The organism is Phenylobacterium sp. RIFCSPHIGHO2_01_FULL_69_31, assembly GCF_001824475.1.
In the GTDB taxonomy this organism is placed as follows: Bacteria; Pseudomonadota; Alphaproteobacteria; order Caulobacterales; family Caulobacteraceae; genus Phenylobacterium.
This window is the reverse complement of record NZ_MHXN01000045.1, coordinates 115,455-133,687: the sequence shown is the minus strand read 5'-3', so window position 1 is coordinate 133,687 and position 18,233 is coordinate 115,455. Positions and strand designations below refer to the sequence as shown.

General features: G+C 69.9%; 19 protein-coding genes. 11 read left to right on the top strand and 8 right to left on the bottom strand.

The features are described 5' to 3' along the window. Window positions 1-2,076 carry a response regulator gene (locus A2790_RS22850; protein WP_293396917.1) on the top strand — a complete coding sequence of 692 codons (2,076 nt, stop codon included), beginning with the start codon at window positions 1-3 and terminating at the stop codon, window positions 2,074-2,076. Window positions 2,077-2,079: 3 nt separating this feature from the next. Here the strand turns inward: A2790_RS22850 and A2790_RS22845 are convergent, their stop codons facing one another. After that, on the bottom strand, window positions 2,080-2,307 hold the full coding sequence (locus tag A2790_RS22845; protein ID WP_293396914.1) for a hypothetical protein: 228 nt from the start codon (window positions 2,305-2,307) through the stop codon (window positions 2,080-2,082). 181 nt (window positions 2,308-2,488) lie between these two features. Between A2790_RS22845 and A2790_RS22840 the strand changes: the two genes are divergently transcribed. The 3 genes from A2790_RS22840 to A2790_RS22830 are packed head-to-tail and all read left to right on the top strand — an operon-like array spanning window position 2,489 to window position 4,460. Beyond that, complete coding sequence (locus A2790_RS22840) at window positions 2,489-2,719, top strand: hypothetical protein (protein ID WP_068874930.1); 231 nt, start codon at window positions 2,489-2,491, stop codon at window positions 2,717-2,719. Window positions 2,720-2,751: 32 nt separating this feature from the next. Next, window positions 2,752-3,138 (top strand): helix-turn-helix transcriptional regulator, encoded by a 387-nt coding sequence (locus tag A2790_RS22835; protein ID WP_068874931.1) that lies wholly within the window; start codon window positions 2,752-2,754, stop codon window positions 3,136-3,138. A 5-nt stretch (window positions 3,139-3,143) separates the two neighbouring features. Then, window positions 3,144-4,460: a M20/M25/M40 family metallo-hydrolase gene (locus tag A2790_RS22830; protein ID WP_293396911.1), complete on the top strand. Its 1,317-nt coding sequence runs from the start codon at window positions 3,144-3,146 to the stop codon at window positions 4,458-4,460. Between the two features lie 382 nt (window positions 4,461-4,842). Here the strand turns inward: A2790_RS22830 and A2790_RS22825 are convergent, their stop codons facing one another. The 3 genes from A2790_RS22825 to A2790_RS22815 form a co-directional block, all read right to left on the bottom strand. Next, window positions 4,843-6,474, bottom strand: coding sequence for an AMP-binding protein (locus A2790_RS22825; RefSeq protein ID WP_293396908.1), 1,632 nt, complete (start codon window positions 6,472-6,474; stop codon window positions 4,843-4,845). Window positions 6,475-6,542: 68 nt separating this feature from the next. Next, entirely contained in the window at window positions 6,543-7,004 is a 462-nt protein-coding gene (locus tag A2790_RS22820; RefSeq protein WP_293396905.1) for an Lrp/AsnC family transcriptional regulator, read from the bottom strand. A gap of 62 nt (window positions 7,005-7,066) precedes the next feature. Beyond that, complete coding sequence (locus tag A2790_RS22815) at window positions 7,067-8,659, bottom strand: DHA2 family efflux MFS transporter permease subunit (RefSeq protein WP_293396902.1); 1,593 nt, start codon at window positions 8,657-8,659, stop codon at window positions 7,067-7,069. Between the two features lie 63 nt (window positions 8,660-8,722). On the opposite strand from A2790_RS22815, the gene A2790_RS22810 reads away from it, so the two are divergent. From A2790_RS22810 to A2790_RS22780, 7 genes are all read left to right on the top strand, one after another. Beyond that, window positions 8,723-9,307: a TetR/AcrR family transcriptional regulator gene (locus A2790_RS22810; protein WP_293396899.1), complete on the top strand. Its 585-nt coding sequence runs from the start codon at window positions 8,723-8,725 to the stop codon at window positions 9,305-9,307. Further along, a complete protein-coding gene (locus A2790_RS22805; protein ID WP_293396896.1) occupies window positions 9,304-9,759 on the top strand; it encodes a PaaI family thioesterase in 456 nt (151 codons plus the stop codon). Before A2790_RS22810 ends, A2790_RS22805 begins: the two co-directional genes overlap by 4 nt. Further along, on the top strand, window positions 9,756-10,868 hold the full coding sequence (locus tag A2790_RS22800; protein ID WP_293396893.1) for an HlyD family secretion protein: 1,113 nt from the start codon (window positions 9,756-9,758) through the stop codon (window positions 10,866-10,868). Before A2790_RS22805 ends, A2790_RS22800 begins: the two co-directional genes overlap by 4 nt. Before the next feature lie 69 nt (window positions 10,869-10,937). Beyond that, window positions 10,938-11,576 (top strand): dienelactone hydrolase family protein, encoded by a 639-nt coding sequence (locus A2790_RS22795; protein ID WP_293396890.1) that lies wholly within the window; start codon window positions 10,938-10,940, stop codon window positions 11,574-11,576. Window positions 11,577-11,696: 120 nt separating this feature from the next. Beyond that, window positions 11,697-11,957 carry an SWIB/MDM2 domain-containing protein gene (locus A2790_RS22790; protein ID WP_068874940.1) on the top strand — a complete coding sequence of 87 codons (261 nt, stop codon included), beginning with the start codon at window positions 11,697-11,699 and terminating at the stop codon, window positions 11,955-11,957. Window positions 11,958-12,119: 162 nt separating this feature from the next. After that, window positions 12,120-12,869 carry a sugar phosphate nucleotidyltransferase gene (locus A2790_RS22785; RefSeq protein WP_293396885.1) on the top strand — a complete coding sequence of 250 codons (750 nt, stop codon included), beginning with the start codon at window positions 12,120-12,122 and terminating at the stop codon, window positions 12,867-12,869. Window positions 12,870-13,024: 155 nt separating this feature from the next. Further along, a complete protein-coding gene (locus A2790_RS22780; RefSeq protein ID WP_293396882.1) occupies window positions 13,025-14,107 on the top strand; it encodes a methyl-accepting chemotaxis protein in 1,083 nt (360 codons plus the stop codon). On the opposite strand, the gene A2790_RS22775 is transcribed toward A2790_RS22780, so the two are convergent. Genes A2790_RS22775 through A2790_RS22760 form a run of 4 tightly spaced genes read right to left on the bottom strand, consistent with a single transcriptional unit; the run spans window position 14,104 to window position 18,231 of the window. After that, entirely contained in the window at window positions 14,104-14,853 is a 750-nt protein-coding gene (locus tag A2790_RS22775) for a nucleotidyltransferase family protein (RefSeq protein ID WP_293396879.1), read from the bottom strand. The genes A2790_RS22780 and A2790_RS22775 overlap by 4 nt on opposite strands. After that, the gene (locus A2790_RS22770) at window positions 14,850-15,992 is read right to left on the bottom strand and encodes a dATP pyrophosphohydrolase (RefSeq protein WP_293396876.1); all 1,143 of its coding nucleotides are present in this window, start codon (window positions 15,990-15,992) and stop codon (window positions 14,850-14,852) included. Before A2790_RS22770 ends, A2790_RS22775 begins: the two co-directional genes overlap by 4 nt. Next, window positions 15,989-17,047 (bottom strand): LptF/LptG family permease, encoded by a 1,059-nt coding sequence (locus tag A2790_RS22765; protein WP_293396873.1) that lies wholly within the window; start codon window positions 17,045-17,047, stop codon window positions 15,989-15,991. The genes A2790_RS22770 and A2790_RS22765 overlap by 4 nt, the downstream gene beginning before the upstream one ends. Continuing rightward, complete coding sequence (locus A2790_RS22760) at window positions 17,044-18,231, bottom strand: LptF/LptG family permease (RefSeq protein WP_293396870.1); 1,188 nt, start codon at window positions 18,229-18,231, stop codon at window positions 17,044-17,046. Before A2790_RS22760 ends, A2790_RS22765 begins: the two co-directional genes overlap by 4 nt. Window positions 18,232-18,233 lie beyond the last annotated feature (2 nt).

Genomic DNA, 18,233 nt, shown 5'->3' with positions numbered 1-18,233 from the left:
GTGACAGTCCCTGTGCAGGCCAGACCGGCGCCCCGGGTCTGGCGGGCGGATGCCGCGCCGCCCGACCTGGACGCCCCCCTCGCGGCGCGGATCCTCATCGTCGACGACGACGAGCGCAACGCGTTCGCCGCCGTCGAGGCGCTGAAGGAGCTCGGGCACGAGCTGGTCGTCGCGCGGTCGGGCGAGGAGGCGTTGAAGCGGGTCCTGGCTGAGGAGTTCGCCCTGATCCTCCTCGACCTGCACATGCCCGGGATGGACGGCTACGAGACGGCGGCCCTGCTGCGTTCGCGCAAGCGCAACCAGCACACGCCCATCGTCTTCCTCACCGCCATCTTCCGCGACGAGGCGCACATCTTCCAGGCCTACTCGGCCGGCGCCGTCGACGTGGTCTTCAAGCCGATCGACCCCTTCATCCTGAAGGCGAAGGTGCAGGTCTTCGTCGACCTCTACCTCAAGACCAAGGAAGTGGAGCGGCAGTCGGCCTACCAGCAGTGGCTGCTGGACGAGCACGCGCGGGTGAAGGCCGACAAGGACCGCACCGAGCGGGCCCTGCGCCGCACCGAGGCGACGCAGCAGGCGATCCTGCGGTCGCTGCCCATCGTCTTCCACTCGCGCAGCATCGAGCCGCCGTTCGCGCCGCTGTTCGTGTCGGACAGCGTCCATGCGATCACCGGCTTTCCCGCAGAGCGCTTCACAACAGAGCCCGAGTTCGCGACCAGCCGCATTCATCCGGACGACGTGGCCCACGTCGCCGAGCGGATCTCGGGCGCCGCCCGCACCGGTCACTACGCCGTCGAGTTCCGCTGGCTCTGCGCCGACGGACAGTATCGGGTCCTGCAGGACCAGGGTGTCATGGCGCCCAGCACCGACGGGGAGGCCCGCGAGATCTTCGGCGTGTTCCTGGACGCCACCGACCGACGCAGCCTGGAGGAGCAACTCGCCCAAGCCCGCAAGATGGAGGCGGTGGGACAGCTGACCGGGGGCGTGGCCCACGACTTCAACAACCTGCTGACGGTGGTGCTGGGCAACATCGACATGCTGGCCACCCGCAAGGAAGAGGAAGAGCGCCGCATGCGGCGGATCGAGGCCGTCCGCCAGGCGGCCGAGCGGGGCCGCGACCTCACCGGCCAGCTTCTCGCCTTCTCCCGGCGCCAGCACCTCACCCCGATCACCCTGGACGTGAACCGCCTGATCCGCGACTTCGCGCCCCTCATGCGCCAGGCGGTGGGCGAAGCCGTCACCATCGACCTGGAGCTGGGCGAAGACGGTCTCAACACCCACGTCGACGCCACCCAGTTGGAGACGGCGCTGCTCAACCTGGCGGTGAACGCCCGCGACGCCATGCCCGAGGGCGGCCGATTGCTGATCGCCACGCGCCGGGAGAGCGGCCCGCACAAGCTTGGCTACGTCGCCATCGAGGTGCGCGACGACGGCGTGGGCATGACCGAAGACGTTCGCGCGCGGGTCTTCGAGCCGTTCTTCACGACCAAGGACGTGGGCAAGGGCTCGGGCCTTGGCCTGAGCCAGGTCTATGGGTTCGTCAGCCAGTCCGATGGGCAGGTGCGGCTGGAAAGCGCGCCGGGGGAGGGGACAGCGTTCCACCTGCTCTTGCCCGCGAGCGAGGGGCGGGCGGAGGCGCCGCGGCGCGACGCACCGGCCGCCAAAGTCATCGGGGGAACCGAGAAGATCCTGCTGGTCGAGGACGACGCGACCGTCCTGGCGCTGACGCTCGACGTGCTCACGGGCCTCGGCTACCGGGTGACCACCGCCACCAACGCCAGCGAGGCGTTGCAGGTGCTGCATGCGGACCCCGAAATCGACCTGCTCTTCACCGACGTGGTGATGCCGGGCGGCGTGAGCGGCCTCAGCCTGGCGCGGACGGCGCGCGAGCTGCGTCCGAGTTTGCGGGTGCTGCTGACCTCCGGCTTCGTGGGGGAGGATCGGGCCATCGACGGACGCGAGTTCCCGCTGCTCGACAAGCCTTACGAGGCGGCGGTGCTCGCGACGACGCTGCGCAAGCTGCTCGACCGGCCGGAACGTCGGCCGCGCAAGCGGGCGACGGCGGCGGCGGAGTAGACGTCAGGCCGACTTGGCGAGGTGCTTCAGGGCGGCGGCCAGCCGCCGGGCGTGGGCCCGGTCCATCTCGGCGTCGCGTTCGCCGGCTGACAACTGGGCGGCCATCTTCGCCAGGGAGCCCGGATCGCCGGCGGGGGCGAATACGCCGGCCAGCAGCTTGGCCTCAAGCAGGAGGTCGGCGCGCACGTCGGCGGAGCATGCGTCGAGAAGGGCCCCGTCGAAGTCGATCACCTCGCACGGCCCGCGAGGGCCTTCGTCTCGTCGTGGATTTCCCATTGGACGCCACTAACCCCCTATTTCACCTGGGGTTCCGCTCCAGCCTGCGACGCATGATCGCTATTGGGGGGTTCGCGCGCTGCGGTTGCTTGCATTCCCCCAATCGATGGTCGAGGTTCCGGCAAAAGAGGACCGCATGATTCAAGACTCGGAGCACGGCAGGCGTCTTGCCCAGAACCTTGTTGAACTGCTTGGTCCCTACGAAGAAGAACTGATCCAGCTTGAACGCGATGTGCCGGCGTTTGGCCCCCTGCGGCGGGCCGTGGGCATTGCGATTGCCGAGGCGTGTTACTGCATTTCGGATAGTTCCTTGCCGCAAGAAGACCTTGTTCCTCCGGCCGATGACGCGGCTGGGCGGGGCAGGTAAGGCTCACGACTTCTAGGAGATCCGGGAAAAACATGGCCAACAGAACCGAGACGGCCGCCGATCCAGTTGACGTTGCCGTCGGCGCTCGAATCCGGCTGTTGCGCAAGGTGCGGGGCTTGTCCCAGCAGGCGCTGGCCGAAGCCGCCGGCGTCACGTTCCAGCAGATTCAAAAGTACGAACGCGGCGCCAACCGCGTCAGCGCGTCCATGTTGACGCGCATCGCCAAGACCCTGGGCGTGCCCGTGGCCGAGATGTTCGGAGAAGCATCGGTCCACAGCGGTGCGGTCGACGAGGTCGCGGCCCTGCTGGCCGAACCCGGCGCATTGGAATTGCTCAAGGCTTATGCCGGCCTGCCGCGCGGCGTGTCCCGCTCGGCGCTGGTGGAGTTCGTCCGCAGCCTTCGCAGCCAGCCGAGCTGAAGCTCTTGCGTGCGTCCGTCGTCCTCGCCGCCCTGGCCGCGGTCGCCTTGGCGTCTCCGGCTTTCGGGGCGCCCAAGGACCCGGTCGAGCGAAAGATGGTCGCGACCATCGAGGCCGAGCGGGCGCGCAGCCTGAAGCTGCTCGAGGACCTGGTGCGGGTGAACTCCGGCACCATGAACCTTGCGGGCGTCGAGCAGGTGGGCCGCATGCTGCGTCCCGAGTTCGAACAACTCGGGTTCGAGGTGCGGTGGGTTCCGATGGCGAAGGTCGGTCGCGCCGGCCACCTGATCGCCACCCACAAGGGGAACGGCAGGGGTAAGCGGATCCTGCTAATCGGCCACCTCGACACCGTGTTCGAGCCGGACAGTCCGTTCCAGGGCTGGAAGCGCGACGGGGATATCGTCGAGGGGCCGGGCGTCGGCGACATGAAGGGCGGCGACGTGGTCATGGTGGCCGCGCTGCGCGCCATGCATGCGGCCGGCACGCTCAAGGACGCCGACATCACCGTCGTGCTGACGGGCGACGAGGAGAAGCCCGGCGCTCCGCTGGCCGAGGCGCGCGCCGACCTCATCGCGGCAGGCCGCGCGAGCGACGTGGCCCTGGATTTCGAGGGCCTGTCGCGCGTCGACGGCCGGGACGTGGGCTCCATCGCCCGCCGCTCGTCGACCTCGTGGACCATCCGCGCGACGGCGAAGTCCGGCCACTCGTCGGGGGTCTGCAAGCCGAACGCGGGATGCGGCGCGATCTATGAGCTGGCGCGGATCGTCGACGAGTTCCGGCGCGAGCTGCCCGAGCCGAACCTGACCTACAACGTGGGCGTGATCCTGGGCGGCGCCCAGGCGGCCCTGAACGCCGGCGACACGGGCGGCGAAGCCAGCGGCAAGCCGAACATCATCGCCGCCGAAGCCGTCGCGCGCGGCGACATCCGCACCCTCTCGACCGAGCAGGAGGCCAGGGTGCGCGCGAAGATGCAGGCCATCGTCGGGCGCCATCTCGAACACGCGAAGGCCGAGATCGAGTTCTCGGACGACGGCTACCCGCCGATGGCTCCCACCGAGGGCAACAAGGCGCTGCTGGCGAAGCTGAACGCGGTCAACGCGGCGCTCGGCGTTCCCGAGATGCCGGCCGGCGACCCGGCCAACCGCGGCGCCGGCGACATCTCGTTCGTGGCCTTCATCGACGGGCTCGTGGGCCTGGGCCTGGCCGGCGAGGGCAGTCACGCCCCCGGCGAGACCGCCGACCTGAAGAGCCTGGACCTCCAGGCCAAGCGCGCCGCGCTGCTGATCACGCGGCTGTCGAGGGAGCCGCGGCCGAAGCGCTAGGGCGGTGACCCTCCTCCTGGCCGTCATCCCGGGCGTAGCGCGCAGCGCGGAGACCCGGGACCCAGCCGACGCGACCTAAAAAGCTGCGCCAAGATGCTCGTGATGGCAGAGGCGATCCGACGCGAGAAGCAGATCAAGCGTTGGCGGCGCGACTAGAAGCTGCAGCTGATCGACGCCGAGAATCCTTAATGGCGCGATCGTTCCGACTCTCGGTTCGAGGAGCCTGAAGGACGGCCGTCGTGGCTGCCGCGCCCCCCTAGGCATGCGTCGGCGGCGGTGCGGCTGGGTCCCGGGTCTGCGCGCTCTAGCGAGCGCTCCACCCGGGATGACGGATGTTGGGGTGGGAGGGCCGCCGCCCGCGGCCCCTTCCGCGGATCGCGCTCTAGGCGGGCGCGCCGAGGGCCCTCAGGGCGCGGTCCTTGATGGCCTTGTAGTCGACCTTGCCGTTGGGGGCGCGGCCGATGGTGTCCACCACGACGAGCTCGCGCGGGGCCTTGTAGCCGGCGAGCTGGCCCCGCACGTGGTCGGAGAGCGTCGCCAGGGTGAGGGTGGCGCCGGCCTCCGGCTCGACGACCGCGCAGATCCGCTCGCCGAAGCGCGCGTCGGGTACGCCGACCACCACCGCGTCGCGCACGCCGGCATGGCGCTTCAGCGCCTCCTCAACCTCTTCGGGGAAGACCTTCTCGCCGCCGGTGTTGATGCAGACCGAGCCGCGGCCCAGCAGCTTCAGCGAGCCGTCGGCGTTCACCTCCGCCCAGTCGCCGGGCACGCTCCAGCGGACGCCTTCCATGACCTTGAAGGTCTTGGCGCTCTTCTCCGGGTCCTTGTAGTAGCCGACGGGCAGGAAGCCGCTGACCGCCACCAGGCCCCGCTCGTTCGAGCCGGGCTGGATGCGCCGCCCGTCCTCGGAGAACACCGCGGTGTTGGGGCCGAGCATGAAGGCGGCGGTCTGGGCTTCCGCGCCCGCCGCCGACGCCGAGGCGCCCAGTCCCACGGCCTCGGACGAGCCGAAGCTGTCGGCGATCATGGCCCCGGGGATGTGGCTGAGGAGGCCGCGCTTGTTCTCCTGGCTCCACATGGACCCCGACGAGCTCATCGAGCGCACGCTGGTCAGGTCCCAGCGGTCCGGATTGGCCTCCAGCGCCTCCAGCATCGGGGTGGAGAAGGCCAAGCCCACGAGGACGATGTTGGTGGCCTTGAGCCGCTCGGTCTCGTTCCAAAGCTCGACGGCGTCGAACTTCCGGGAGGGGAGGGCGCAGACCGTGCCGCCGCCGTTGAGGGCGATGAAGGCGGAGAACTGCCCGGTGCCGTGCATCAGGGGCGCAGCCACGATCATAGTGGGGCGCAGGTGCTCTGGACCCGCAATGCGCGCGACCAGCTCCTCGACCGAGGTGACCGGCGGAATGCCCAGCGCCGCGTTGCCGCCGGCGCCCAGCACCTGGAACAGGTCGTCCTGGCGCCACATCACGCCCTTGGGCATGCCGGTGGTGCCGCCGGTGTAGAGCAGCAGCAGGTCATTGCCCGAACGGCCCCAGGGCGCCCTGACCGGGCGGCTGGCGGGAACCTTGCCGACCACGGCGTCGTAGTCGGCGGCCCAGGCCGGCGCGGGATGGCCCGGCTCGGCCACCGCGATCCAGGCCTTCACCTTCGGGAGGCGGTGGCGGATCTGTTCCAAGAGGTCGGTGAAGCCGGCGTGGAAGACCACGGCCTCGGCGTCGGCGTTGTCGAAGAGATAGACGATCTCCTCGGGGCCATAGCGGTAGTTGGTGTTGACCGGCGCGTAGCCGCCCTTGAAGGCGGCGAAATAGGTCTCGAGGTATTCCGGGCCGTTGTAGAGGTAGGCCGCCACCTTGGCCTGGCGCTCCATGCCGCTGGCGATGAAGTGGGCGGCCAGGGCGTCCGCCCGGGCGTCGAACGCGCCCCAGCCGATCGACCGACCGCCCTGGACCAGGGCCGGGATCTCCGGCTGGGCGGCGGCGATCGCTTCCCAGATGTCAGCAATGGTCCACGACATGGCCGGTACGCCTCCCAACAAGCTTCTTGTTCGTTGGGGGCAAGTTGGCCGCCTGCCGTGGGGTTATGTCAAACGGGCAGCGCGGTGGTGGACTTGATCTGCTCCATCGCGAAGGCGGAGCTGACGTCCGACAGGGGCACGGCCGCGATCAGGCGCTTGTAGAAGGCGTCGTAGGCGGCGATGTCGCGGACCAGGACCTTCAGCAGATAGTCGGTGTCGCCGGACAGCCGGTAGAATTCCACCACCTCGGGCATGCTGGCCGCGGCGCCGGCGAAGGCGTCCAGCCACTCCTGATCGTGCCGGTTGGTCCGCACCGAGACGAAGACGGCCAGCCCCAGGTCCAGCTTGCTGCGGTCCAGCAGGGCCACCCGGCTGGTGATGATCCCGGCGTCGGTCAGCCGCTTGATCCGCTTCCAGCAAGGCGTCTGCGAGAGGCCGACCACCTGGGCCAATTCCGCGATGGGGATGGTCGCATCCTTCTGCAGTTCGCGCAGGATGCGGCGGTCGATGGTGTCGAGAACGATATCCATGTGGTCGGGCCCGTTGGGAGAATCCAGATCTCCCGCGACCTTGCGTCAGGGTCTGCCGATCTTCAATGCTCGGTCGGGGGAGGCCCCTGGAGTGGCGCGGGCTTGGCGAAGGGGACGATGAGCAAGGCCGCGGCGAACAGCAGGGCCATGAGCATGAAGGTGTCGGCGAAGGCGAGGGTCGCCGCCTCGCGTCCCACCACGCGGCCCATCACGGCCTCGGCGGTCTGCAGGGCCCGGCTCGCGTCCGGCGTCCACTGCTGGGCCATCTGGGAGAGGCCCCGCAGCATTTCCTGCGCCCGGTCGGGCTGCCGGCCCATGGCGTCGGAGAGGCGTGCGGCGTGTTCGCGGCTGAAGTCGATCAGCCAGGTGTTGACCACGGCGATCCCGATGGCGCCGCCCAAGTTCCGCATCAGGTTGAACAGGCCCGACGCATAGCGCAGCTGGTCGGGCGGCACGCCGTTCAGCGCCATACCGACCGCCGGCACGATGCAGAGCAGCATGGCCAGGCCCCGCATCACCTGAGGCCAGAACAGGTCCCAGAAGCCCCACTCGGGCGTGATGTCGCTGAACATCCACAGCGAGGAGGCGAACATCGCAAAGCCGACGGCGATGACGTAGCGCCCGTCCACGCGGGTCGAGAGGCGCGCGGCGATGGGCGCGGTGATCGTCATGGCCACGCCGGTGACGAACACGGTCGTGCCAATCTGCAGGCTGGAGAACTCGCGCACCCGCCCCAAGTATACCGGCGTCAGATAGGTGGAGGCGTAGAGGCCGAAGCCGATCACCACGTTCAGGACGCAGGCCATGGCGAAGGTCGGCCGCCGGAAGGGCGTCAGCTTCACCACCGGCATGGTCGAGAAGAACGTGCGCTCGAAGAACACCACCGCGCCCACGAACGAGAACCAGGCCGCGGTCAGCACCTTCTCGTCGGTGAACCACTCATGCCGGGGACCTTCTTCCAGCACGTACTGGAGGCCTCCCAGGAAGACCGCCAGCGAGGCCACGTGCAGCCAGTCGATGCGCCGGAGCATCTGGGGATTGGCGCCGTCGACCTTGCCCAGCAGGGGGAACAGGATCGTCACGGCGACGCCGGGCACGATGTTCATGAAGAACAGCCAGCGCCAGTCCCAGTACTCGGTGACCAGCCCGCCGACGCTGGGCCCGAGGGTCGGGGCGAGGGTCGAGACCATCCCCAGGATGGCCGGCACCGCGGCGCGCTTGGGCCCCTCGAACATCGCAAAGCCGGTGGCGAAGACCAGCGGCACCATGGCCCCGCCCGTGAAGCCCTGGATGGCGCGGAAGACGATCATCGAGTTGATGTCCCACGCCAGGCCGCACAGCAGGCTGGAGATGGTGAAGAGACCCGCCGAGAGGGTGAACAGCCAGCGGGTCGAGAGCGCCTGGGACAGGAAGGCGGCCAGGGGGATCATCACGATCTCGGCCATCAGATAGGCGGTCTGCACCCAGGCGATCTCGTCGGGGCCGGCGTTGAGGCCCGCCTGGATCGAATTCAGCGACGCCGCCACGATCTGGATGTCGAGCAGGGCCATGAACTGGCCGAACGCCATGATCGCGAAGATCAGGAGCTTGCGGCCTTCGCTGAGGGTGGCGGGGCCGGCGGGCGGGGCGCCTGCGGCAGCCGATGCGACAGTCATGGTCCTTGCGCTCCGGCGGCCGACGCTTAATATTATGGGCATCATATAAATGCGGGCAAGGCCATGCGCTACAGCGACACGCACAAGCAGGAGACGCGGGACAAGGTCTTGAAGGCCGCCGCCAAGGCCGTGCGCGCCAAGGGACCGGACGGGGTGGGCGTCGCCGAGATCATGGCCGAGGCCGGCCTGACGCACGGCGGCTTCTACGCCCACTTCCCGAATAAGGAGGCGCTGATCGTCGCCGCCATCGACGAGGCGTTCGGCCAGAGCGGGCGCCGGTTCGGCCGGGCGACCGCCGGCATGGCGCCGGCCCAGGCCCTGGCCGCCTTCGTGGACTTCTATGTGACGCTGGAACATCGCGCCCATCCCGAGCGGGGCTGCCCGGTGGCGGGCCTTTCCAGCGACCTGCCGCGCCAGGGCGCGCCCGTTCGGGAGGCCTACGAGCGCGGCGTGCGGCGGATGATCGAGCGGATCGCCGGCTGGCTGCCCGAGACGACGCCCGACCGCGACAGCCTCGCCGCGTCCCTGGTGGCCGAGATGTCGGGGACCGTCGCGCTCTCCCGCGCCATCTCCGACGAGGCCGAGGCCGGCCGTCTGCTCGCCGAGGCGCGGGATCGCATCAAGCATCGCATGGGGATCGTCCAATGAACGCCGTCACGCCCACAGCCCAGCTCTCGGGCCTCGAACAACTGCGTGCGGCCTTCGATCCCGACCGGCCCGAACGGGCGCCGGGGATCGGCAGGACCATGGGCTTCACCGTCATCGAGATCGAAGAGGGCCGGGTGGTGTTCGGCGGCACGCCGGACGAGAGCGTCTACAACCCCATCGGCACGGTGCACGGCGGCTATGCGGCGACCTTGCTGGACTCGGCCGTGGGCTGCGCCGTCCATTCGGTGCTGAAGGCGGGGCAGGGGTACACGACCCTGGAGCTCAAGGTCGCCTATCACCGGGCCATGACCAAGCACACGGGACCGGTCCGCGCCGAGGGCCGCGTGGTCCAGGCGGGGCGCCGCGCCGCCTTCGCCGAGGGCCGGCTGACCGACGCCGAGGGCCGCCTCTACGCCACGGCCACCTCCACGCTGCTGGTGTTCGACCGATGAAGATGGAGACCGTCACCACGGGCTCGCCCGTGAAGCCCCGGCGGCGGCTGCCGCCACGCGGGGTGCTGATCCTCGGCGCGGCGCTGGCTGTGGGGGCGGGCGGCTATGCCTACATCCACGCGGCCAAGGCGTCGGCCACCACCGACAACGCCTATGTGAAGACCGACGTGACCATCGTGGCGCCGCGGGTGCGCGGACATGTGGCGCAGGTGCTGGTGGGCGACAACCAGCCGGTGAAGGCCGGCCAGGTGCTGGTGCGGCTGGACCCGGAGGAATACGCCGCCCGCGTCGCCGCGGCCGAGGGCGATGTGGCCCTGGCCGACGCCGCGGTGGCCTCGGCCGAGGCCGCCCTCGTGCGGTTGGGCTCGGAGGAGGCCATGGCCGTCGCCGAGGTCCGCGAGGCCGAGACGGGAATCCGCGCCGCCGACGCCGAGGCCAACCGCGCTCGGGCCGACTGGGCGCGCTACGACGCCCTGCTGAAGACCGGCTATGCCCCCCGCCGCGACGCCGACCGGATCCAGACCCAGGCCGTCGCCGCGGCCGCGGCCGCGGACAGGACCCGCGCCAGCCTGGCGGTCAGCCGCAGCCAGGCGGCCGCCACGGCCAGCCGGCGGGGCGAGCTGGTCGCCGCCGTGGCCCAGGCCCGGGCGCAGCGGCAGAAGGCGCTGGCCGCGCTGGAACTCGCCCGCCAGGACCGCCAGCACGTGGACGTGAAGGCGCCCGTCTCCGGCGTCGTGGGCGATCGCCAGGCCAACGTGGGCGACTACGTGCAGCCGGGCTCCCGCCTGCTGGTGGTCAACCCCCTGGACCGCCTCTACATCACGGCCAACTTCAAGGAGACCCAGACGGCCCGGATGCTCAACGGCCAGGCCGCCACGGTGAAGGTCGACGCGCTGCCGGGCGTGACCCTGAAGGCGCGCGTGGAGAGCTTCGCCCCTGGGACCGGCTCGGAGTTCGCCCTGCTGCCGTTCGAGCCGGGCGTGGGCAACTTCACCAAGATCGTCCAGCGGGTGCCCGTGCGGCTGCGTTTCGATCCGGGCCAGCCGGAGGTGGCGCGCCTGCGGCCCGGCCTCTCCGCCAAGGTGACGGTGGCTCTGGACGGCGCTTAGAGGGAATCTCAAGCCCGCCGCAGACAATCGGCTTATTCCTACTGAAAATGTAGGATTAAGGTGGCGGGCATGCCGGAAGCCCGCATTGAGCTCGAACTGGACGAAGGGGCGCTCGACGCCTTCGTGGCCTGGCCCGACACGCCGGGCCGCAAGCCCCCGATTCTGCTGCTTTCCGGCCCGCCGGACCGGGATGAGAGGGCAGAATCGACCGCGCGGCGTCTATCCGCCCACAATTATTTTGTCCTGGCGCCCGACCTCGCAACCCTGGCGGCGGACGATCGGCGGGAGGCCGCCTGGGCCTGCATGGACTACCTCGCCGACGAGCGGCGCGTGGACGACAGCCGTGTCGGGGTCCTGGGATTCGGCGGGGGCGGGGACATGGCGCTGCATCTCGCGGCGGATCGGGCCGAGCGGATCGCCGCGGCGGCGGCCTACGGCGCTCGTGGCTTCGGCGCCCGAACCGCGCTCGAAATATCCCAAAGAATCAATGGCGTGGTGAGAATCGGCTATCAGGTGGGCGCCGTGCAGCGCCGGGCGGGGATTCTTGAGGCCGCGCTCAGTCTTTCCGGCGTGCTGTTCGACACCGAGGTGTACGAGACGGAGCCCCGCTGGCCCGACCTGCTGGATTTCTTCAGCCGCGCGCTCGTCGTGCCGGCGCCCGCGCCCGTCCTTGGAACGAACCCCGCCCATCGCGCGCTCAACCCCTAGACGACTGATGTGACGCATCTTCGGTGGCGCCCGACGCGCGCCGCGCTAGGATGCCTAAAGCGACTCGGTCCCGGCGACCCCCGCCGGAACCTCGCGCCAACATTTTAGCCGGGGGAGCCCATGGCCACGGAAAAGAAGACGAACGCACTGCAGAAGCCCCTGACGCCCTCCGCCGAACTGGCGGCCGTCGTGGGCGCTGGCCAGCTTTCGCGCGGCGAGACCGTCTCGAAGATCTGGGACTACATCAAGAAGAACAACCTCCAGAATCCCGCCAACAAGCGCGAGATCCTGGCCGACGCCAAGCTGAAGCCCGTCTTCGGCGGCAAGGACAAGGTCAGCATGTTCGAGATGAACAAGCATCTGGCCGCGCACCTGAAGTAGGACGCACGCGGCGCGCTTTTTTGCCCGCGCCGCAGCCATGCTGAAAAGAGAGACCTCGCGGGCCGCTCGCCCTGCGGGGTCTCTTCACTTTTGGGCCCTGTGCCTACATAAGGGCCGACCTTCGCGGCGCGCGCCGCGACCCCCTTTCTCACGGACGCTTTCGTGACCTCGCCCAACAGAGCCATCATCCTCGCTGCAGGGCAGGGCAAGCGGCTGCTGCCGCTGACCGAGACCCGTCCGAAATGCCTGATCGAGCTGTCCGGCCGTACGCTTCTGGCGTGGCAGCTCCTGCGCCTGCAGGCGGCCGGAGTGCAGGAGGCCGTGATCGTCACGGGCTTCCGCGCCGACGCCGTCGAGGCCGAGGTCGCGGCCCTGGACCTCACCATGCCGGTGCGGCTGGCCTTCAATCCCTTCTACACGGTGTCGGACAACACCGCCTCGTGCTGGATCGTGCGCCAGGAGTTCGACCGCGAGGTGCTGATCCTCAACGGCGACACCCTGTTCGGGCCGGGTGTCGCGGAGGCCCTGCTCGCCGCCCCGCCCGCCGAGATCACGGTCACCATCGATCGGAAGCCCGCCTACGACGCCGACGACATGAAGGTGCTGACCGAGCACGGCCGGCTGAAGGCCATCGGCAAGACGATCGAGGCTTATGACGCCGAGTCGATCGGCTTCCTGCGCTTCTCCAAGGCGGGAGCGGCGAAGTTCGCGGCGGGTGTCGAGCAGGTGCTGCAGACGCCGGAAGGGCTGCGCCGCTGGTATCTTTCGGTCATCGACGAACTGGCTCGCGCGGGCGTCGATGTAAAGGTGGTGTCCATCGAGGGCCTCGAGTGGGGCGAGATGGATTTCCCTCAGGATGTCGAGAACCTGACCCGTCTTTCCAGTGGATGGGCGGCGCCGGCCGGCGCCTAGTCTCGCGGCTGTATTGCCTAGGAATTGAGCGTTCCGGCGCGTGGGGAGCAGGGCGCGGCGACTTGCTCGGCGCCTGACAACATCTTCTAAAGAATCGGCTGCCTAGCGTTACCGTTAACGCGCCCGCACGGGGCGACAGGCGTGCAGAGGTTCCGTTGTCCGACAGCGAAGAAGCCCTGGTTCCCGAGCGGATCCTCGAGCTGTCCGAGCGGCTGTCCACGGCCGCCGCGACCAGCATCGGCGAGATCGCCCGCATCAACCGCGAGGCGAAGATGCTGGCCATCAACGCCCTGATCACGGCCGCGCGGGCCGGGGAGGCCGGCCGCGGTTTCTCGGTCGTGGCGGAGGAGTTCAAGCAGATCTCGTCCCGCATCGACGAGGTGACGGCGGACCTGCAGAGCCAGGTGCAGGGCGACCTGCGCGAGCTGTCCGCGGTCGGCGGCGCGATCCTTGGCCATCTCCGCGGGCAGCGTCTGGCCGACCTGGCGCTGAACGCCATCGAGATCATCGACCGGAACCTCTATGAGCGGACCTGCGACGTCCGCTGGTGGGCCACCGACTCCGCGGTCGTGGACTGCGCCGGCGCGGGCACCGACGCCGCGGCCCGGCACGCCAGCGCGCGCCTGAAGGTCATTCTCGACGCCTACACCGTCTATCTCGACCTGTGGATCTGCGATGCGGAGGGGCGGGTGATCGCGACGGGCCGGCCCGAGCGCTATCCGCGGGTCGCCGGCAGCTCCGTGGCCAACGCCGGCTGGTTCAAGAACGCCAAGGCGACCGCCTCGGGACAGGATTTCGTGGCCTGCGACGTGGAGCGCGCCACACTGCTGAACGACGCCCCGGTCGCTACCTATGCCGCGGCGATCCGGCGCAACGGCGCCGTGAACGGCGAAGTCATCGGGGTGCTCGGCATCCATTTCGACTGGCAGCCGCAGGCCCACGCGGTCGTCGACGGGGTGCGCCTCACCGACGAGGAGCGGCAGCGCTCGCGCGTCCTGTTGCTGGACCGCACCGGCCGGGTGCTGGCTGCGTCCGACCGCCGGGGCGAACTCGCCGACACGTTCAGCCTTCCGGCGAGCGCGGAGAGCATGGGCAGCTATGCGGCCCAGGGCGTGACCGTCGGCTATGCCCTCACACCGGGCTACGAGACCTACGAAGGCCTGGGCTGGTACGGCTGCATCGTCCAGGACGAGCGCGGCGCGGCCACGGAGACCGTACGGCGGGCCAACGCCGCCTAGCGACTGGTCAGCTCGCGGACGAGGTCGAGGTCGGCCGGCTTGTCGACGTCCACCGAAGCCAGCCCGAAGGGCGTCTCGACGATGCCGGCGCGGACGCCCGCCAGGGCGCCGAGGCGGGCCGCCGCATCCCGCAGCCCCAGCCGGCGGCTGAGATAGCGCAGAAGCATTCCAGGGCCGAGGATCTGGGCCATCTTCCAGGGCCGTTTGCGCTCGGCTTCGACGCGTCGCCAGAGGTCGATGACGCCGAGGGCCCGGTCGTTGGCCAGGTAGAAGAGGTTGCAGCCTGACCAGTCGCCATCGGCGAGCTTGAGCCAGGTGCGCTTCGTGCCGGGCGCCGCCGCCTCGACCGTCGCGCGGGCGGCGACCAGGACCGTGACGTCGGCGTCGGGCGGCGTGTCGGCCAGGAAGCGCGTAATCCAGGCCGGTTCCAGCAGGGCGTGGTCGGCCGTGGTGACCAGGAGCGGCGTTCCCAGGCGCAACGCGCCCGCCCGGACGCTCAGGCTGGGGCCCGCCGCCTCGTCCAGCGCCTCGGCGCCCAGGCGTGCGATCTCGGCGCGGACCTCGGGATGGCTGGAGATCACCGCGACGCGCGTGGCGCCGGCCGCCCGCACCGCGCCCACCACCCGCGCCAGCAGCGTCTCGCCCTGCAGGCGGATCAGCGCCTTGTGCGAGGCGCCGCCATAGGCCGCCACCGGGTCGTCGCCGCCGCGCGAGCCCGCCAGCACCAGCGCCTGGAACGCCGTCACGCCAGCGCCTTCTCGTAGAGCCGATAGGTCTTGTAGACCCTGGCCCCGCCGGCGTCGCAGATGCGGCGCATGGCCATGTTGTCCTCGAGGATCCACGACAGCTCGTAGCGCTCGTAGCCCTGTTTGCGGGCGGCCTGGGCCACCGCATCGATGAGGTGGAAAGGCAGGAGTTGGCCGCGCAGGCTGTTTGCGAACTTGCGCCGCACGCCCATCAGCGGCACCCGGCCCGTCTTCGGGCCCTTCACCTTCAGCCGCCAGAGGAGCTTGGCCCAGCCGAACGGGAACAGCTTGCCCTTCAGGTCGGCGATCGCCTCGTTGATGTTGGGCAGGAGGATCATGAAGCCCGCCGGCTCGCCGTCGATCTCGGCGAACCAGGCCAGGCGGGCGTCGATCAGCAGCTTCAAGGTCGTGGCCAGCGCCTTGGTCTCGGCCTCGGTGGTCGGTGTGAAGCCCCAGTTGTCCGACCACGCGTCGTTGAGGATCGCCGTCAGCGTGCGAACCTCCTCATCGAGGCGCTTCATCTTCAGCGTCCGGAGCGTCACGCCCTCGGGCAGGCCCTTGCGGATCCGCCGCCGGATGGGGGCGGGCAGGTCGTCGGCCACGCTGCAGACGTAAGCGAAGATGTCCTTGGCCTTGGCGTAGCCCGCGCCCTCGATGCGGCCGGGCGTATGGGGCGCATCGTGGCTCATCATGAACATCGGCGGGGTGTCGTGCCCTTCGACCAGCAACCCCACCTCCTCGTTGGTGGAGAGGTTCACCGGCCCCATCGCGACCCGGCAGCCCTTGGCCTTGAGCCAGGCCTCGGCCGCGGCGAAAAGCGCCTCGAACACCGCTGGATCGTCCTCGGCCGCGATCATGCCGAAGTGACCGACGCCCTGCCGGGTCTGGGGGTTCAGATGGTCGACCTGGGCGCTGATGCGGCCGACGTCCCGGCCGTCCTTCACCGCCAGCCAGAACTGGACGTCCGCATGCTCGAAGAAGGGGTTGCCCTTGGGGGTCAGCGACTCGCCGCGTTCCAGGATCAACGGGGCGATGTAGTTCGGATCGCGTTCGCCCAGCCGCATGGGCACGCGGATGAACCGGTCCAGCTCCGCCTTGGAGCCGACCGGGACGATATCGACGCCCCCCGCCACGATCATCCTTCCAGATAGAGCAGCACGGTCACCCCGAGCGCGGCGAACATCGCCGGCGCCGCCCAGGCCGCCAGGATCGGGGGCGCCGCGCCGTTCTGGCCCAGCGCAGTGAATGCGCCGTCGAACACCAGGTAGAGCAGGCCCGCGGCCAGGCACTGGACCATCAGGGTCGCCCCGCCGCCGCGGAAGTTCGCCAGCGACGCGGGCGCGGCCAGCAACAGCATCACCAGGCATGCCAGGGGCGCGGCCCAGGCCCGCTGGAGCTGGGTGTCGTAGTAGGTGCGCGGCCGCACCGAGAGCCCGCCGGTGAGGGCGCGCCGGGCCTCCGCGGCGGTGACCGTGGTCTCGCCCGCGGCCAGCATCCGCACGTCGCTGGGTCGCAGGTTCTCCGTCCAGTCCATGGAGCGCGCCTGTCCCTCGGCGATGCTGGCGGTTCCCAGGCTCTCGAATCGCGGCTCGACCAGCCGCCAGCGCTCGTTCTCGAACACGGCGGCCTGGGCGCTGGTGCGCTGCACGAGGCGTCCATTGGCGTCCCGGCGATAGATCGTGACCTGCTCCAGGCTGCGCCCGTCGGGATCGCGCGGGACGGCCACCACGATCTCGTCGCCGACGCGGAAGGTCACGGGATCCACGCTCTCGGCCTTGTCCTTGGGCGTGCTGGCCTGCCACCAGTCGGACAGCATGCTGTCGGTGCGGGGCGCGATCTGCAGGCCGATGGCGAGCTGGGTCAGCGCCAGGACCAGGGCCGCCGGGACGGCCATCAAGGTGATGCGGTAGGTGGAGATGCCCGTGGAGCGCATGGCGGTCACCGCGCTGTCTCCGGCCAGCTTGCCGAAGGCGAACAGGGCCCCGGCCAGCACCGCCAGCGGCGCGGCCTGCTCGATGAGCCGCGGCAGGCGCAGCATGGCGTAGTATCCCACGCCGGCGGCGCCCAGGTCGCGGTCGAGGATGTCGTTCGTGACGTCCAACAGGTCGAGGATCTGCAGGATGCCGACCAGCACCAGCAGCGCGATCAGGATGCGCGATCCCACCAGCTTCAGAAGATAGCCGCCCAGGGTCACGGCGCCGCGCCCGCGGTAGCCTTCTTCATCCGCATCCGCGCCATGAAGGCGCCGAGGTGCTCCATCGCCTGGCCGATGGGCGTCTCGCCGGGCCGCTTGCGACTGGTGAAGAAGACGGTGAGGGCGATGGCCGCGAACGCCAGATACGGCGCGCCGACGGCCAGCTCGGCCGAGACGCGACCCTTCGCGGCCAGGCCCTCGCCAAGCTGGATGAGGTGGTGGAAGGCCAGGAGCAGGATACCGCCGACGATGGCGCCGGGCGCGCGGCCGCTGCGCTTGGCGGCCAGTCCCAATGGCACCGCAAGCAGCGGGAGCAAGGGCAGGGAGAACGCGCGGGCCAAACGCCCGTACAGCTCGCCCTTCAGAGCCGCGCTGGACAGCGTGGAACTACCCGTGCGGGCCTGATCCGCCAGTTCGAACAGGGTCAGCTCCCGCTCGTCGCCGCCCCGGGCGCGGAGCAGGCGGGCGGGCCCGGTCATCGGCAGCTGCATGGTGAAGGTCTTGAAGCTGAGAATCTCGGGCCGGCCCTGCTCGTTGAAGCGGAGCTGCTGGCCGTCCTGCAGCTCGAGCCGGACGTTCTTGCCATCCGCGGCGCGGCGGATCTCGGCCATCTTGGCGGTGGTTATCTCCTCGCGGCCCTTGTCGGTGATCCGTCGGATGAAGATGCGCGAAAGCCGCTGACCCGCCGCGTCCGCCTCGTCGGTGGTCATGGTCAGGTCCTTGGACGGCGCCAGGATCGTCTCGGCCGGCACCAGCCCGTTCCAGCCCGCGTTCTGGGCCGTGTGAAGCACCGCGCGATAGGCATAGCGGCTGTAGGGCTGCAGGAAGCCGAACACCAGCAGGCTCACCGCCGTGAGCGCCGCCGCCAGGCAGAGATAGGGCGCCGCGAGCCGGGTCAGCGAAACCCCTGCGGCCAGCAGGGCGTCCACCTCGGAAGACTGGTTCATCCGGTTGACCACCACCACCAGCGCCAGAAAGAAGGCGGCGGGCAGGGTGAGACCCAGGTAGTGCGGCACCAGGTTCACCGCGAGCTGGGCCACGAAGCCGAAGCGGTCGCTGGAGGCCGACAGCATGTCGAGCAGGCGCAGGATCCGCTCCAGCAGGAGCGCGACCAGGGTCACCCCCATCGCTCCCACCATCGGCCAGAGGGCCAGGCGGAGCAGGTAGCGGTCGATGAGACTCAACG